Raw genomic sequence first — 17541 nt, 5'->3', positions numbered from 1 at the left:
CAATGGATTTCCCTCTACAAACGAGGGCGAATGGGTCATAATAAAGAAAAAAGGGAAGGGGTGTTCGCCTAAATGACGGTCACTTTTCATGTCGGTCGTTCTGGGAGCGGAAAAAGCGAATGGATGACGAAACGTGTCATCGAAGAGCTGAAGCGTGACCCGAGCGGACCGACCATCTATATGCTCGTCCCAGACCAAATGTCGTTTGAGATGGAACGGAAGATGGCGATGACGGACGGTTTGAACGGATCGACACGGATTCAAGTATTGTCGATGCGTCGACTCGCCTTTTTGATGATGCGCGACCGGGGCGTCGCGACCGAACAGTTTTTAGACCAGACGGGCACGCATTTGTTGTTGCGTCGCGTCGTCGAGATGAACGAGGAACGACTGACGTTGTTCCGCCGAACGATGAACCAGTTCGGCTTTTACGAGGAGCTGAACCAATTGATCACGCTCCTCAAACGTGGCCTGGTCGATCCGGAGCAATTGCTCCGTTTGAGCGAACAAGACCAACACCGTTCATTGAAACTCCAAGATTTGTCGATTCTTTACGAAGGTTTTTTGACGATGACGGAAGGGAAATCGCTCCATGCGGAAGACTATTTCAACGTGTTGATGCAATTATTACCGGATATCGACTTGAGCGGGACGCAGTTTTATGTGGACGGATTTAACGAATTTTCTGAGCAAGAATTGGCTGTGCTCGTCGCTTTAGCGGAAAAAGCACCGCTCGACGTGCTCTTGACGATCGATCCGGATTCGCTCTATCGGCCGCATCCGTCGTTCGGGCCGACGCAACGGACGCTCATGCGCTTCAAAGAGCTATTGTCTGAGCGCGGCCTTGCCTCGAATGACGAAAAACATACAGGTTCGCCTCGCTTCCAGCATTCGAGCCTGGCCTATCTCGAGGCAACGTTCGGGCAAGTGACGGCAGCCCCGTACACGCGTCCTGATTCCAACGTAGTATTGCATGCGGCCGTCGACCGGTCGGTAGAAGTCGAGGCGGCCGTCCGTGAGGTCGTGCGGCTCGTTCGTGAGGAAGGGTTCCGCTATCGCGATATCGCTTTCGTGTCACGATCGCTCGAAGAGTACGGCGACTTGGCGACGCAAGCGCTTCAGAAAATGGAATTGCCGTTCTTTCTCGATGAGCGGCAACCGATGCTCGATCATCCGGTCGTCGAATTATTGAAGGCGACGATTGAGGTCGCCCTTCGCGGATACCGGGAAGAACCCGTCTTCCGGGCGCTCAAGACCGAATTGATTCTGCTCGATGCGGAACATCGGCGTACGTCGGTCGACCGGCTCGAGGCGTTTGTCATCGAGCGCGGGATTAAACATTACCACTGGCACGAGGATTGGTATTTACGACGCCGGGCCGAGGAAGAGGCAAGGCTGACCGGGGAAGAGCTCGACGCGGAGACGGCACTCAATCGCTATCGCCAAACCGTCGTCGACACATTTGACCCGCTGTTGGCCGATTTGAAGGCGGCGAAGACGATGCAATCGTATACGCACGCCATCTATGCTTTTTTAGAACGAGTTGACGTGGCGTCTTGTCTCGCCCATTGGCGCGACGAGGCGCTCGAGGAATCACGATTGCTCGAGGCGCGCGAACATACGCAAGTGTGGGACGCCGTGTTGCACTTGCTTGAGCAGCTCGAGGCGGCCGCACCAGATGAGACGCTTTCGACTGAACTGTTCCTGCAGATGATGGACACCGGACTCGACAGTTTGCGCTACGCGCTCGTCCCACCGTCTCTGGACCAATTGACGGTCACTGATTACGTCCGGGGTCGCTTGATTGATAAAAAGGTCGTCTTCTTACTCGGGGCGAACGAAGATCAAATCCCGCTTGTCTCGACCCAGTCGAAGCTGTTGACCGACCAGGATCTTGACTTCATGCATGACAACGGCGTCCGGGCCGGGAAAGCGACCGAGCACTTGTTCGACGACGAGACGTATTATTTGTACAAGGCGCTCACCGCACCGAGCCATCGCCTGTTCGTCAGCTATGCCCTCGTCGACCGGACCGGCAAGGCGATTCAACCGGCGAGTTTCATCGCTGACCTGAAAGCTCGCCTCAGTGGCGGGAAAGTCGTGACGACCCACTTCGCGGAAGCCGGAGAACATCGCCCGAGCGACCAGTTGTCGTTCATTACGAACGTGAACCAGACGGCAGCCGTGACGGCGCTCGAACTGCAACGGCTCAGCCGGCATTATCCGATTCAAGACACGTGGTTCACGGTATATAACGAGCTGTTGAAACATCCGGAAGGACGCGAACGGATTCGCTTACTGACGAGCGCGCTCTTCTATCAAAACGTGCCACAGCCATTGCCGGAAGATGTCGCCAAGTCGCTGTACACAAACTCGATTCGGGCGAGTGTCTCGCGGCTTGAGACGTTCCAGGCCTGTCCGTTCCGCCATTTTGCGAGTTATGGGCTCCGTTTGAAAGAACGTCGCCTGTATCGGTTAGAGGCGCCGGACATCGGCAACTTGTATCATCGGACGATCGAGCACATGTCACAGACCGTGAAGATGGACGGGAAAGAGTGGCGGGATGTGAGCCGAGACGAATGTTCGTCACTCGCTGAGGCGGCCGTCGAACTCGTCACACCGGAGATTCAAAATGCGATTTTGATGAGCTCGAACCGATACGGATATTTGAAGAAAAAACTGACCGACGTCGTCAGCAAGACGGCGGAAGTGTTGATTGAGCAATCGAAACGGGACGGGTTCGATCCTGTCGCGTTCGAACTCGCCTTCGGCAGCGGCAACTTCCCACCCGTGTCGTTCACGCTCAGTAACGGTGCGACGTGTGAACTTGTCGGACGAATCGATCGGGTCGACACGGCTTCGGTCCATGACCAATTGTACGTCCGGATCGTCGACTATAAGTCGAGCAAACGTGAGATTGACTTCGCCGAGATCTATTACGGACTCGCCATGCAGATGCTCATTTACTTGAAAGTATTGATTGAGCAGGCGAACGCGTGGACACAGGAGAACGTCGCACCAGCAGCGGCGCTCTATTTCCACGTCCATAGACCGCTCGTCGCACCGGGCGAGACAGAAACGGATACCGAACGGAAAGTGCTCGAATCGTATCAGATGCAAGGGCTGCTCGTCGATGACCCGGCGATTCTAGAGGCGATGGACCGGACCGCGAAACAAGATCAGAAAAAATCGATCGTCATCCCAGTCAAATATAAGAAAGATGGGACGCTCGACGCGAACACGACAAAAAAAGTCGTCTCCCCGCCGCAACTCGAGCAGTTGATGGACCATGCCCGCGATTTGGCGGAGGCGAGTGTCGAGGCGATGTATGATGGCGAGATTGGCGTCGAACCGTATGAGTATAAAGAACGCCGGCCCTGCCAGACATGCCCGTTCCAAAGTGTCTGTCACTTTGATGAGGCGCTGTCCAATGAGGCGCGGCAATTGAAGAAGTTAGAAAAAGATGACGTCTTGTCAAGATTAGGAGGTGACGCTGATGAAGTGGACGAATGATCAACAAGCCGCCATCGATGCCAGAGGATCACACGTCCTCGTCTCGGCGGCGGCCGGTTCTGGAAAGACGGCCGTCCTCGTCGAACGGCTTGCGAGCCGTCTGTTAGATGAAACGGACGAGTTGACGGCGGACTGCATGCTCGTGGTCACATTCACGAACGCGGCGGCGGCCGAGATGAAGCGCCGAATCGCCAAAGCGCTCGATCAAGCGCTTCGTGATGACCCGGAGAACGCTTATATTCGAAAACAACGCCAAATGCTCAACCGAGCACTCATTACGACGATTCACTCGTTCTGTCTCGAAGTGATTCGAGAGAACTACTATTTGCTCGATCTCGATCCGGCGTTCAAAATCGCCGAAGAGCGCGACTTGGTCCTCTTGCAGGACGACGTGCTCGAAGATGTGCTCGAGGAGGCATATGGACAACAAGACCAATCCTTTTTCGCCTTGATCGATGCCTATACGTCGGACCGAGGCGACAGCGAGATCGAAGAGTTGATTCTAGGCCTCTATCACTATGCCCGGACACTACCGGACCCGGAAGCGTATTTGGATGAGCTCGTGTCGTTGTACCAGTTCGATGGGGACCCTGATGAGGAGCAATTGTTAATCGAGTTCGGTCGTCTGCTCTGGGTAGACATCGAGAAAGCGTTGCGTCAGCTCCGTCGCGTGGCCGTCGAGCTTCGGCTCGCCGGCTATGAGGCACAATCCGAGAACGTACAACAGGCGATTCTACCATTTGCGAATCTTGATCCAGACTCGTTCAAGTGGAGCGAACTCGAGACGGCGTCCCGCGCCGTCAAGTTCGGGACGATGAAATCCGTTCAAAAGAAAGAAGAGCATCACGTTTATCACACGGTATTGAAGCCGGCGTACGATCAGGCGAAGAAGAAGTTAAGTGAAGCCATCGCCCAAGCGAGCACGAGCGGGGCCGATTATTTAGACGTGTTGATGACACAACGTCCGCTCGTCGAGACGCTCGTCAAGACCGTTCGGACGTTCGGTGCCGCCTATGAACAGGCGAAGCGGGACCGTGCCTTCGTCGATTTCAGCGACCTCGAGCATTATGCGCTCGCCATTTTACGAGACGGGGAAGCGCCATCTTCGGTCGCTTCGCTTTACAAACAGCGCTTCGCCGAAGTATTGATCGATGAGTATCAGGATACAAACGAGATTCAAGAGACAATCATCGGGCTTGTCAGTCATGAAGTCGAGAACGTCGGGAACTTGTTCATGGTCGGTGATATCAAGCAGTCGATTTATCGGTTCCGTCATGCCGAGCCTCGCTTGTTCATCGAGAAGGCGACGCGCTTTAAACAGGATGGGGCGGGACAACGAATTGATTTATCCCAAAACTTCAGAAGTCGGGCCGAGGTGCTCCATGGCATTAACGACTTGTTCGTTCGATTGATGGACGAAGAAGTGAGTGAAATCGAATACGATGAGGCGGCACGCCTCGTGCCGGGACGAACGTATGAGGAACTTGAGGCGAGCCCGGAACTTATCCTCGTCAACGGGGAGAGCCGTGACTTGTCGAAACAAGAGCTAGAAGGCCGGGCCATCGCGACCCGGATTTTAGAGCTTGTCTCGGGTGATGAACCGTTCAAAGTGACCGATGAGGCGACGGGACTGCTGCGGTCGTGCGAATATCGCGATATCGTCATTTTGGTCCGCTCAAAAAAAGAACGCGTCGAACAGCTGATGGATATTTTGACACAGTACAACATCCCGGCCTATACCGATTCAGACGGTGGCTATTTCCAAGCGACCGAGATTCGCATGATGCTCGCGGTGTTGAAACTGATTGACAACCCGCTTCAAGACATCCCGCTCGCCGGGGCGCTCCGTTCGCCGATGTTCGGGTTCAGCGACCGAGAATTGGCCAATATTCGTCTTGAATCGGAGGACTCGTTCTTCGAGGCGCTCAAGGCAAAAGCGGACGATGAAGATGATCTCGGTCTGAAGTGCGGCGATGTACTCGACGCATTGTCGGCGTGGCGCACGTTCGCCCGGAACCATAGTTTGTCGGAATTGATTCAACAAGTGTTCAACGATACCGGCTTTTACGATTTCGCCGGCGGCTTACCTGGTGGGAAAGGGCGCCAAGAAAATTTGAAGGCGCTCTATGACCGGGCGCTGTCGTATGAGCGGAGTGGTTACCGCGGCTTGTATCGTTTCCTCCGTGTGATGGACCGGCTTCAGGATAATGGGGAAGATTTATCGGAAGCGCGTTCACTCGGTGAAGAAGAGAACGTCGTCCGGATTATGACAGTCCATAAATCCAAAGGACTCGAGTTCCCGGTCACGATCGTCGCCCAACTCGGGAAGCAGTTCAACAAGCGCGACCAAATGCAGCGTGTCATCTTCCATAAACGTTATGGCATCTCGCTCGACGCGATTGACGTCGTCACCCGGACGAAGACGGAGACGTTCGTCAAAGAGATGATTCGTCGCGATCTCGATGCCACCATGAAGGCAGAGGAGATGCGCGTCTTGTATGTCGCACTCACCCGTGCGAAAGAAAAATTGATTTTGGTCGGGACAATCAAAGAGCCCGGGAAACAAATCGGACAATGGTTGCATGTCGAGCAGACCGGGGTGACGTTATCGGCCGATGCGCGTCGCGAGGCGAAGACGTATCTCGATTGGGTCGCCCCGGCACTCCTGAAACTCGAAGGGGCCGCCCCGTTCTTGGAACAGCAAGGGCTACCGGTCATCGCGCCACAGCCGGAAGCGACGTCATGGACGTACCGCATCATCGGGGAGGAAGACTTGGCGGAAGTCGCTACACTGCAAGAGATGATGGCACAGCTCCATCATGTCAAACAGTTCGAGGCGATTGACTTCCCGGTCAAAGACGAAGCGAACGTCGCGGATTTCGTCCACCGGGCGTTCACGTATGCATATGCGGCTCAATCTGCGACCGAGACGGCAGCGAAACAAACGGTCACCGAACTGAAACGCGCGCTCCAGCTCGAGCAGGCTGCGTTTGAAGAGACGTACCGGGCGAGTGACACGCCATACCGCGAACCGAAATGGAAGCAGTCGAAGCAGACAGGGGCCGAGCGGGGGACGACATTACATCTCGTCTTCCAATTGATTGACCCGTCCGAGCCGCTCGATGTCCAAATCGATCGCTGGGAAATCGATGGTATGCTCAGTCCGGTCGAGGCCGAGACGGCAAGGCTCGCGACTCCTGAAATCGAGGCGTTCTTCGCTTCGGAAACCGGGCGTGCCTTAACGTCAGCGCTCCAAGCTGGACAGGGCTGGCGCGAGTTGCCATTCACATACACGGTTCCAGCCGAGCGGGTCAATCCGAGCGGGACGTTCACGGATGAGCATGTACTCATTCAAGGGATTATCGATTGTCTGTTTTATGATGGCGAGACATACGTGCTCCTCGACTATAAATCGGACTCTGTGCTCTTTTCGAGCGATTCCCGTGAAGCGGCGAAACAAATGCTGCGCGACCGCTATCACGTCCAATTATCGCTCTACCGCGAGGCAATCGAGGCGATCTGGGGAATCACGGTTGGCCAGATGCTCATTTATTCGCTCGAATTGCAGGAAATTGTTGTATTATAATGTAGACGTTGTGAAGAAAAAGGGGTACGGTTATACACCGTACACCCTTATTTTTTGTGATTACGAACTGAATCCGTTAAAATAATGGAATGGGATAAAAAATGGAGGAATCGTCATGGTGAAAATTTTACTAGCAGAAGATGAAGAAGTATTACGGATGCTTGTTTTAGATACATTAGAAGATGAAGGATATGACATTGATGAAGCGCCAGACGGCCTTGAAGCCTATCGGCTGATCGAACAGAACGAGTATGATCTCGTGATTGTCGACCATATGATGCCAGGCATGACCGGTCTTGAGGTCATCGAGAAAGTACGGAAACTACCGGGACGTCAACATACAAAAGTGATGATGCTCACGGCGAAGAGCCAACAATCTGATCGTGATTGCGCGAACGAGATTGGCGTCGACTATTTTATTTCCAAGCCGTTCAGTCCACTTGAGTTGGTGAAGATTATAGGAGGCATTGTGAATTGAACAGATGGTTTAAACAAAAACTCGGTCGCGACCTTATGGTCGTCCTCTATTCATTCCTCGCGCTCGCACTCGTGGGATCGATGATCATGTACACGTACATGCAAGAGCGAGTTGCCGAAAATGAACAACGGCTAGAAGACGTTGATGAACGGATTGAACGGTTGAACACGCTATGGGACGAATGGCAAGGTGCTCAATACGACGCACGCGGTTATCTTCTCTTTGGCGATCCAGAATTACTTGATTTGGCTCGTACGAAAGAGAATGAGTTCCAGCAAGAAATCAACTGGTTCAAGAGCGTCGTCCAAACGAAACAAGGTGAGATTTTCGCAGAAGACTTGCAACAATTTCATGACTTCTATTTCGGCGTCATCCTTCCGGTGACGACAGAATACGGACAATTGCGCGCTGAAGGTGAAATTACCGAGACAACGATCAACCCGGAAACGATATTGACGTTATCGACAGCAGAACGATTGATTGCACAGGGCGCCGTTCCATACGATTCTGAACGAGGCATCGATACACTGGGACCGATTCAACAAATCGAGACGGCGTTAGCTGATTATAAAACGTTGATGGACAGTGAAAAACAAAAAGTATATGACTCTTGGAAATTGAACAATGACATTTTACAATTCTTGTGGATTGCGAGCATCTTGTCGTTCGCCGCATTGATTCTATTAGTCATCCAACCGTTTTTGCGCCGTCAAACACAGTTGATTTCCCGCTTGTCAGTCGCATCTGACCGCTTGTTGAAAGGTGAGATCGTCGACATGAGTGATCAGATGGATCGTGAAGACGAAATCGGGACGATGTCGCGGTCCTTCAACAAGATGGCTGAGACGCTTCGTGATAACGAACGTCACTTGATTGAGAAGAACCACGAATTGCAGGCGCAACAAGAAGAATTGATCGCGCAACAAGAAGAACTCCAGGCCCAGCAACAAGAACTCGAAGAAATCTTGGAGCAAACGCAACAGAATGAGCAGCACTTGGCTTATCGCAACGAGTTGACCGAGACACTCGCGGCACGAGACTCGTTGACCGCTTATCCAGAGATTATCGAGAAACTAGTCGCCATCACCGACTCCGAAGTCGGCGCCCTCGTTTTTGTCGATGCAACGGGCTCGTTCTCGATTACAAGCCACGGCTTGAACGAGACGCTCACGCGTCAATTGCTCGATAGCGAGAATTCCGTCTTGACGCGTGCGATGACGCTGCGCACGACCGTGCACTCGTCGAAACAAGTCGCGAGCGACCACCCACTCCCGTATCCATACTACATGTATGAGACGGCTGTGCCGGTCCATGACCCGACGGATGATTCGATTATCGCGTTCATCTATCTCGTCCGCTATAAGGACCGTTTCACACAAACACAGATGGGTGATATCATGTCGTTCGCTCGCCAGTTGTCGCTCTCGCTTCTCCGGATGCGTTTATTTGAAGAGATGACTCGTGAGAAAGGGAAGACAGAACGAATTCTGGACTCGATTCGTGAGGCGGTCATTTACGTCGAGCATTCGACCGATGATGTCTTCGTCAACCGACCACTCTATGAAATGTTCCCTGAACTCGATGAAATCACATCGAGAGAACTTGCAGAACTGTCATGGAACGAATGGCGCGAGACGATTTCGACAACGGTCGACCAAGAAGATGATTTCATGAAGTATACGGATCGTCTTTTCACTGACGATTTCCCACACGACAGCGTCAGCTTCTCGATCCGTAAAGGCGAGATGAACTTGCAGATGTATGCAGAACGGATCGTCGTCGGTGGGTTATCGAAAGGGACATTGCTCGTCTTCCGTGACATCACGAGCGAGACCGAGGCAGAACGCTTGAAGAGCGAATTCATCTCGACGATTTCTCATGAATTGCGGACACCGCTCTCGTCGATTTACGGGTTCACCGAACTCATGGTCAAGAAGCAATTGCCGAACGAGAAGCAAGCGAAGTATCTACAGACGATCCACGCCGAGACGGAACGACTTACACATCTCGTCAACGACTTCCTCGACGTGCAGCGCATGGAAGCTGGTAGTCAAATGTATGATCGGGAACAGCTTGATATTGAACCGATTGTGCGTGACATGATGACGTTCTATGAAGCGTCGTCATTGAAACATCAATTCGAAGTGATTGCGACCGATGACCGTCCGTATGAACTGTTCGCGGATTGTCAGAAGTTTAAGCAGTTGATGAGCAACTTGCTCTCGAACGCTGTGAAATATTCTCCGCGTGGCGGGAAAATCACCGTCGAACTGGGTCATCACGACCAATCGGTGTCGATTAAAGTGAAGGATCAAGGCATCGGTATTCCAAGCGATGCGCTCGACCGTCTCTTCGACAAATTTTATCGGGTCGACAATTCGGATAGCCGTGAAATCGGTGGAACCGGACTAGGCCTCCCGATTTGTCAGGAAATCGTCCGTGGGCACGCGGGTCAGATTCATGTCGAGTCGGTCCAACATCAAGGTTCGACGTTCACGGTCGTCATTCCAAGTTATGAATACGCCGTCCGTGAACAAGAAACGACGACAGCTTAATCACGTCAACACGCCAAGGCGCCTATCGATCATCGATGAGGCGCCTTTTTGGTGCAAGCGAAGGTTTTTCAATTACCCGCTTGACCGCAATCCGAGCGACTCGTGTACAATAGAGATTGTACATAATGGAAAGGGGGACTTTGAATGCCATTAACTGCATTCCTACACACGCACGTCACGAGCTGGATCTTGTTACTCGTCTTGTTCGCCGTCGCTTACGTCGGCTATAAGAACGCGAACAAGAGCGGGAAGATTGCCCACATGGTGTTTCGACTCATGTTGCTCGTCGCGTTCGGCACAGGACTTTATTTGTATTTACAATTGAACGGTGGCGGCATGTTCTATCACGTGAAAATCACGGTCGGACTGCTCACACTCATCTTCGGTGAGATGACGCTCATCCGCGTGAAGAAGAAAAAACCAGCGAACGCAATGTTCGGCGGTTTTGCTATTCTCGCACTTGTGACGATTTTCATCGGCTATGCGTTGCCTTACGGTCAGTCGTTCTTCAGCAATTTCATTTAATTTGGTTCCCACTTCGCACATCGAAGTGGGATTTTTTTGTTTGTCCGTAAATTATTAGGGGAAAATAAAAAAATCAGTGATAACGATGATGAGGTGAAACGATGGAACAACAGATGAATGAATGGTCACGCGTTTTGCACGCACGCAGATGGATGAAACAAACCGAATCGTTCCTGCCGCTCTGGCACGGGTATATCGGGTATAAATATGGATTGTTCGACGCGCTCCAAGGCGGGGCAAGTTTTGCGGAGATGACGCTTCGCTTGAAACAGCCATTGACGAAACTAGCGCTTGAACGTTGGCTCGAAGTCGGGGTCGCCGTACGCCATTTGAAGAAGAAAGGCTGGCGCTATTTCCCGACACGTAGTTTGAAATATCAGTTGTCGCACGAAGATGAGCGTAGTATCGGTTTCATGCTCCAAGAGATGATGGAACTTCATATTCCGGCACTCATCGCATACCCTGACTTTTTAGAGTCGGGTACACAGAAGACGTTCGACGGTGCGACGCATGGCCAAGTCGTCGCACAGACGTCGACGCTCGTCGAGACGGTCGCGTTCCCGGTCGTGCAACAGCTGTTGCGTCAGGCCGACGTCAAGACGATGCTCGATATCGGATGCGGGCACGGCGGCTATTTACGGAAACTACACGGGCTCGAACCTGATTGGCAACTGACCGGCATCGATCTCGAGGAAGATGTCATTGCCGAAGCTAGGGATCAGGACGAGTCGGGCGACATCCATTACGAAGTGGCTGACTTCATGGAATGGGACCATGACGAACGGTTTGATGCCGTCATGATGAATAATATGCTCTACTACTTCTCCCCGGAACAACGAATCGAGCTGCTCGGACGGATGCTTGAAAACTTAGACGAAGCAGGTGTCGCCGTCCTCGTCACTCCGCTCGCGGAGACGCCGCTCGGGTCTCGATTTGCCTCAGCGTTCAATGCGTTCATGACGTTGCATGATAATCTCTATCCGCTCCCGACGATTCGTGAGTTACGTCGTCAAATGCACAAGGTCGGCTTTGATAACGTCCGTTTCATCCCGTTCATCCCAGAAGGGTCGTGGTACATTGTCATCGCGAAACGCGACAATTGACACATCACGGACACACGACGAGCCGATTCAGATTTGAACTTGTCTCCAGTCATTTCTATAATAGGATAGAAGCATAAGAGACTTTTCACATAGGGAGTTGTTCAACGTGTCGGAAAAAAGAGTCGCCGTAATCGGTGCCGGACCAGGAGGACTTGCGGCCGCTATGCTGCTCGCAAGTCGTGGTGTGAAGGTAACAGTGTTTGAGAAGCAGGCATTCGTCGGTGGACGGACGTCGCGTCTTCAAGTCGGAGAATTCGCGTTTGATCGTGGCCCGACTTTTTTAAATATGCCGTATATTTTAGAAGAAATATTCGAAGAGACAGGTCGAGATTTACATGACTACGTCGAGATGAAGCAACTCGAACCGATGTACGACCTTTATTTCGATAAAGGGAATCGCGTTCTATCGATGACGACCGACCGCGATCAAATGCATCAGGCGATCGAAGAACAGTTCCCGGGCAACGGGGAAGGATACGAACGCTTCATGGCCGAACAAGCCATCAAGCTTTCGAAGTTGATGCCGGTCCTACAGACGGCGCACGACAAGTTGACGGATTACGTGGCCACGCGCGTCTTGAAGGCGCTCCCGTTCTTGTCGATCGGTAAATCGTTATATGACGTGTTATCGGAATACTTCACGAGCGAGGAGCTGAAATACGCGTTCACGTTCCAAGCCAAATATTTAGGGATGTCGGCTTGGGATTGTCCCGGCGGCTTCTCGATTTTGTCGTATATGGAGCATGCCTACGGCGTCCATCATCCGATTGGCGGCGTGAACCAACTATGTACAGCAATGGCGCGCGTCATCGAAGAAGAAGGCGGAGAAATTCGTCTCGGAGAAGGCGTCGACCGTCTCTTGCTCGACGGAAAACGCGTCAACGGGCTCGTGGCAAACAACGTCCACTATGCCTTTGACGAAGTGATTGTCGGCGCGGACTTCGCGCACTCGATGACAACGCTCGTCCCGAGCGACGCACTGACACGTTGGAGTCCGAAGCAGCTGAAGAAGAAGCGCTATTCATGCTCGACGTTCATGCTCTATCTTGGGCTCGACCGCGTCTATGACGATGTCGCGCATCACTCGATTCATTTTGCCGACGATTATGAGCGGAACGTGAAGGAGATGACGCAAGAGTTGAAATTGAGCGAGGATTTCTCGTTCTATGTCCAAAATGCGTCACGGATTGACCCGACGCTCGCACCGGCAGGGAAATCATCACTTTACGTACTCGTTCCGGTGCCGAACAACTTGTCGAATTTACCGTGGGAGACGCTCGAGGCGACGATGACCGAGCGCGTCCTCGATGCCCTCGAGACGCGTTCACCGTATCGTGAGATCCGTAACCATATCGAAGTGATGCAGCCGCTCACGCCAAACGATTGGGAGGCGTTCGGTGTCTATGAAGGTGCGACGTTCAACTTAGGACATAACTTGTCACAGATGATGTATTTCCGTCCCCATAACCAATTCGAAGAGCTCGACCACGTCTGGCTCGTCGGTGGTGGGACACATCCAGGCAGTGGACTGCCGACGATTTTTGAGTCGGCGCGGATCACCGCCAACTTGTTGCGTGACCGGGCAGGTGTCGGCCAATGAACATCAGTTTCGTCGGTGCCGGCATCGGATCGCTCTATGCGGCGCTCCTGTTGACCCATAAATATCCGTCGTTAAACGTGACGATCTACGAGAAAGAACAACGCGTCGGCGGTCGGCTCAATTATGTCGAGTTCGCGAACGGGGCCCGGGTTGATGAAGGACCGACCATCGTCTTATTGCCTAAGAAACTGAAAAGTCAGCTCCTAGAGGCCGGCTTTCCGGAACGAGAGCTCGAGTTGATCGAGGTCGACCCGCTTTATCGCCTTCGTTACGAGGACGGTACGACGTTCCACAAATATCGTGACATCGAGCGCCAGGCGGCCGAAATTGACCGTCTGTTCAATGAGGGCGACGGATTTAGAAAGTATATGACCCAAAAACGGGAAGAGTACCGCCTTGGGTTCGATGCGTTCTTAGATCGCGGTTATAAAGGCAAGACCGATTTGTTCGAACCGAAACTATTGATGCTCCTCATGCGCTTGAAGGCGTATGAGACGGCCCATGAGAACATGAAACGCTTCTTCAAAGACGAACGCCTGCGCGTCGCCTACAGCCTCCAAACGCTCTATATCGGTGGGAACCCGTATGATACTCCATCCCTCTATGGTTTGATTCCGTATCGCGAACAAGAGGAGGGAATCTGGTACGTCAAGGGAGGATATTTCTCACTGGCGACGAAAGTAGAACAAGAGTTGAGACGACGCGGCGTCAAATTCGAGTTGAATGCGAACGTGGAAAGGGTCCGAGTCGAGCAAGGTCAGGCGAACGCGGTCATCGTGGACGGTGTCGTTCATGCGTATGATGCGGTCGTCGTCAACGGAGACTTCCCGCTCATGGAACGGTTGATTGATGGCGTCAAACCGAAATCATATGAACCGTCGAGCGGAACGCTCTTGCTTTACTTCACCGTCACTGGGGAGATCGAGTTACCGGTCCACCAATTCGATTTACCGAATGATTTTGCCGGGTCGATGCGGACCATCTTCGAAGATGGTAAACTAAGCAAGTATCCGGCGATGTATACGTTCAATCCATCTTTGATTGACGACTCATTGGCGCCGGACGGGACGAGCGTCCTCTATGTTCTCGTTCCGGTCCCACGCAAATTGGAACGTGAGGACTTTGAAGCGAGCGGAGCAATCGAGCATTTGATTGGTCGGATCGAACAGATGGTCCCCGACTTCAGGGACCGTGTCCTCGAGATGAAAGTACGGACGCCGATGGATGCAGAACGGTTTGGTTTATTCGAAGGTGGTAGTTTCGGCATTGCCCCGAAATTGGCCCAGTCGGCCGCGTTCAAACCGCAGGCTCGCCCGTACGCGCATATCGACCGCCTTTACGCCGTCGGCGCATCGGTGCATCCGTGTGGAGGAGTCCCAATCGTCATGATCGGCTCGCAGCTGTTAGTGAAAAGAATGGAAGAAGAAATGGGGGCATTGTACCATGACGACACAAGAAGCGTATCGTCACTGTGAAGACGTAATGAAAAAAGGCTCGCTCACGTTTTATCGGGCCTTTTCCTTGCTCTCCAAACCAGACCGTCAGGCCGTGGCCGCGGTCTATACGTTTTGTCGGACGCTCGATGACGCGGTCGATGAATCGGACCGGCCCGAAGAGAGCTTGACTCAATTTTTGGCTGAATTCGATCGCTTCTTGGCAGGTGAACCCTTGCCGGATGCTCTCTGGGTGGCGTTACGTGACGTCTGGGGACGGTACGATATGGACGTCGATCCGTTCTTCGAATTGGCGGAAGGTATGAAATGGGACTTACATAAGACGCGTTATGCGACGCTTGAGGAGACGGAACAATATAGTTACTATGCGGCCAGTACCGTCGGCTTGATGTTGTTGCCGATCCTCGCGCCGGACGTGGATGCGACAGAGCGGGACCAGTTGAAACAAGGCGCCATCGACTTAGGGATCGCGATGCAGTTGACGAACATTTTGCGTGACGTCGGCGAAGACCTCGACCGTGATCGGATTTATGTGCCACAATCGTTACTGACGGAGTTTGGTATCTCAGAAGAAGTCTTGTTCGCGCGACAAGTGACACCGGCGTTTGTGAACGTCTGGGAGACGATGGCGCGCCGGGCCGAACAACTATATACCAGAGCCCGGGAGACACATCACTTGTACCCTGTGACGAGCCGGAAGCCAGTCAGTGCGGCGGGGCTGCTCTATGAAGGGATTTTGGACGCGGCCCGGCAGAACGGACACGACGTCTTCACGAAGCGAGCGTATGTCTCGACGATTCAAAAAGGAAAACTGTTGGCCAAACTATAAGAGAAGGCAGCCGTCACGAGACGGCTGTCTTTTTTGCGCACAAAAAAACCACTTTTGGCGGGGGACCAAAAGTGGTGTAAGCGTTGTGTGATTCGTTCATCGGGGAAACGAACGAATCGGACGTGATGAACCCTAAAGATGTGCCTCGTCTCATGGGGAATGAAACGATGGGGCATCTTCGCTGAAGCAGGATGCTTGATGGACTAAGGGGGAACATCATAATGCATGCTGTTCCAGCCACGGGATACGAGTGGGGAAACTCGCTCATCACTTTTTTCTCGGGTGTGACAAGTTCAAAACGCGATAGGCTCGGGGAAGCCGTTCGATCGCTACAGGTGTAACAAACGTTACAAAACTGCTTGAACTCGAATATGATATTATCACGTCTATCCGGTGTCGACAAGTGTCGAATCTTCTGTTCACAAAATGTTCAAATTGTCAGAGGTATGTCCTCTAACATCGAACGGGCCGCAAACTGTCCTGAAAGCGTCACCATCGGGCTACCACCGCCCGGGTGGGTCGAACCACCCGCAAACCAAATGTTCGACACATCTTCTGAGCGAGCGGATGGGCGGAAGAACGCTCCCTTTTTCGAGTTGGCTGACGTGCCGTACAACGATCCGTAATACGCATAAAAATCACGCGTCAAGTCAAGCGGGGTGACACGACGGTGGAATAGGACGTCGCGGTCTTCCCAATCGACGCCAAACTTCCGGAGGCGTCGACGAATCAAATGTTCATACGTCTCGGCATCGATTTCGGTCATATGGGCCGGTGCGTTGACGAGAATGAACAAGTTGTCACCAGCTTCTCCCATCGATGCGTCCGTATGGGCCGAGTTCGAGATGTAGATTGTCGGCTCATCCGCATACCGTTCTTCGTCAAACAGTGCTCGGAACTCCGCTTCGTAGTCGTCTGAGAAATAGACGTTATGATGTGCCAAGTTCAATCGCTTGTTCAAGCCGACCATGATGACGAAAGCGGACACGGATGGTTCGATTGTATCGCGCGTCGGTACAGGGAACGAAGGGCGGTCGATAGCATCGACGAGCCGTGGATATTGCGTCAGCAATTCTCCGTTCAATAAGACGGCATCACAAGACATGACTTCTTCATGGTCGATGACGACCGCGTGCGCTTTCCCGTTCGTCACTTCGATTTTCGTGACCTCATGGCCGAGACGGAACTCGACGCCAAGTTCACTGGCACGTTTGGCGAAACCTTTCGCAATCGTCCAATTCCCGCCTTTCGCGAAATAGACGCCGTCATTGAGTTCCAAATGCGAGATCAATGCGAACGTGCCCGGTGTGACATACGGGCTGCTACCGATATACGTCGCATATCGATCAAGCGCCTGAATGATGCGCGGATCTTTAAAGTATTTCTTATGGAGCGCATGAAGGCTCTTAAGCGGATGTACTTTCATCATATCGGCCCAAAGTCCAGTATCGATTTTAGAGTCCATCCGTGTGAAGAAACGGTTGTTGGCGATCTCGAACAGTTTTTCCGCCTCGTCCAAGTAGTCGGTCAATTGATTTTTGTTGGCCTTGTCGCCCGTCAGCCGGCGTACCTCAGCTTCCATTTTTTCACGGTCTGAATGGAACGTGAACGTCGAACCGTCCGAGAAGTGATTCACCGTGTGCGAATCAAGTTTGACGAGATCGAAATAGTCGTCCGGGTTGGCGCCACTGTTACGGATGACAGAACGGAACACGTCCGGCATCGTGATCGTATTTGGTCCAAAATCGAAACGGTGTCCATCGGTGATGATCGGCATGAGCTTTCCGCCGACGTGTTCATTCTTTTCAATGACGGTCACATCGTAACCGCGAGCGGCAAGGGTGACGGCGGCACTCAAGCCGCCGAGTCCGGCCCCGATAATAGCGATATGTTTCATG

At 52.7% G+C, this 17541-nt stretch carries 10 protein-coding genes; 9 read left to right on the top strand and 1 reads right to left on the bottom strand.

Annotation, left to right across the window (positions count from 1 at the left end):
- The first annotated feature begins 72 nt into the window (after nt 1-72).
- From addB to EVJ34_RS04065, 9 genes are all read left to right on the top strand, one after another.
- Nucleotides 73-3513, top strand: a complete 3441-nt coding sequence (gene addB, locus EVJ34_RS04105) for a helicase-exonuclease AddAB subunit AddB (RefSeq protein ID WP_131484768.1) — start codon at nt 73-75, stop codon at nt 3511-3513.
- Nucleotides 3497-7099, top strand: a complete 3603-nt coding sequence (addA, locus tag EVJ34_RS04100; RefSeq protein ID WP_131484767.1) for a helicase-exonuclease AddAB subunit AddA — start codon at nt 3497-3499, stop codon at nt 7097-7099. The genes addB and addA overlap by 17 nt, the downstream gene beginning before the upstream one ends.
- Nucleotides 7100-7214: 115 nt before the next feature.
- Nucleotides 7215-7577 carry a response regulator gene (locus EVJ34_RS04095; RefSeq protein ID WP_021066686.1) on the top strand — a complete coding sequence of 121 codons (363 nt, stop codon included), beginning with the start codon at nt 7215-7217 and terminating at the stop codon, nt 7575-7577.
- The gene (locus EVJ34_RS04090) at nt 7574-10132 is read left to right on the top strand and encodes an ATP-binding protein (RefSeq protein ID WP_131484766.1); all 2559 of its coding nucleotides are present in this window, start codon (nt 7574-7576) and stop codon (nt 10130-10132) included. Before EVJ34_RS04095 ends, EVJ34_RS04090 begins: the two co-directional genes overlap by 4 nt.
- A gap of 144 nt (nt 10133-10276) precedes the next feature.
- Nucleotides 10277-10657 (top strand): YisL family protein, encoded by a 381-nt coding sequence (locus EVJ34_RS04085; protein ID WP_131437615.1) that lies wholly within the window; start codon nt 10277-10279, stop codon nt 10655-10657.
- A 101-nt stretch (nt 10658-10758) separates the two neighbouring features.
- Complete coding sequence (locus tag EVJ34_RS04080) at nt 10759-11760, top strand: class I SAM-dependent methyltransferase (protein ID WP_131484765.1); 1002 nt, start codon at nt 10759-10761, stop codon at nt 11758-11760.
- A gap of 73 nt (nt 11761-11833) precedes the next feature.
- Complete coding sequence (locus EVJ34_RS04075; RefSeq protein WP_255417489.1) at nt 11834-13360, top strand: phytoene desaturase family protein; 1527 nt, start codon at nt 11834-11836, stop codon at nt 13358-13360.
- Nucleotides 13357-14835 carry a phytoene desaturase family protein gene (locus EVJ34_RS04070; protein ID WP_131484763.1) on the top strand — a complete coding sequence of 493 codons (1479 nt, stop codon included), beginning with the start codon at nt 13357-13359 and terminating at the stop codon, nt 14833-14835. The genes EVJ34_RS04075 and EVJ34_RS04070 overlap by 4 nt, the downstream gene beginning before the upstream one ends.
- A complete protein-coding gene (locus EVJ34_RS04065) occupies nt 14804-15643 on the top strand; it encodes a phytoene/squalene synthase family protein (protein WP_131484762.1) in 840 nt (279 codons plus the stop codon). The genes EVJ34_RS04070 and EVJ34_RS04065 overlap by 32 nt, the downstream gene beginning before the upstream one ends.
- A gap of 430 nt (nt 15644-16073) precedes the next feature.
- Here EVJ34_RS04065 and EVJ34_RS04060 read toward each other — a convergent pair whose 3' ends face one another.
- Complete coding sequence (locus EVJ34_RS04060; protein WP_131484761.1) at nt 16074-17540, bottom strand: phytoene desaturase family protein; 1467 nt, start codon at nt 17538-17540, stop codon at nt 16074-16076.
- Nucleotide 17541: the final 1 nt, after the last annotated feature.

It is taken from the genome of Exiguobacterium sp. SL-9 (assembly GCF_004336985.1).
GTDB lineage: Bacteria > Bacillota > Bacilli > Exiguobacteriales > Exiguobacteriaceae > Exiguobacterium.
This window is presented reverse-complemented; position numbering and strand designations above follow the sequence as displayed.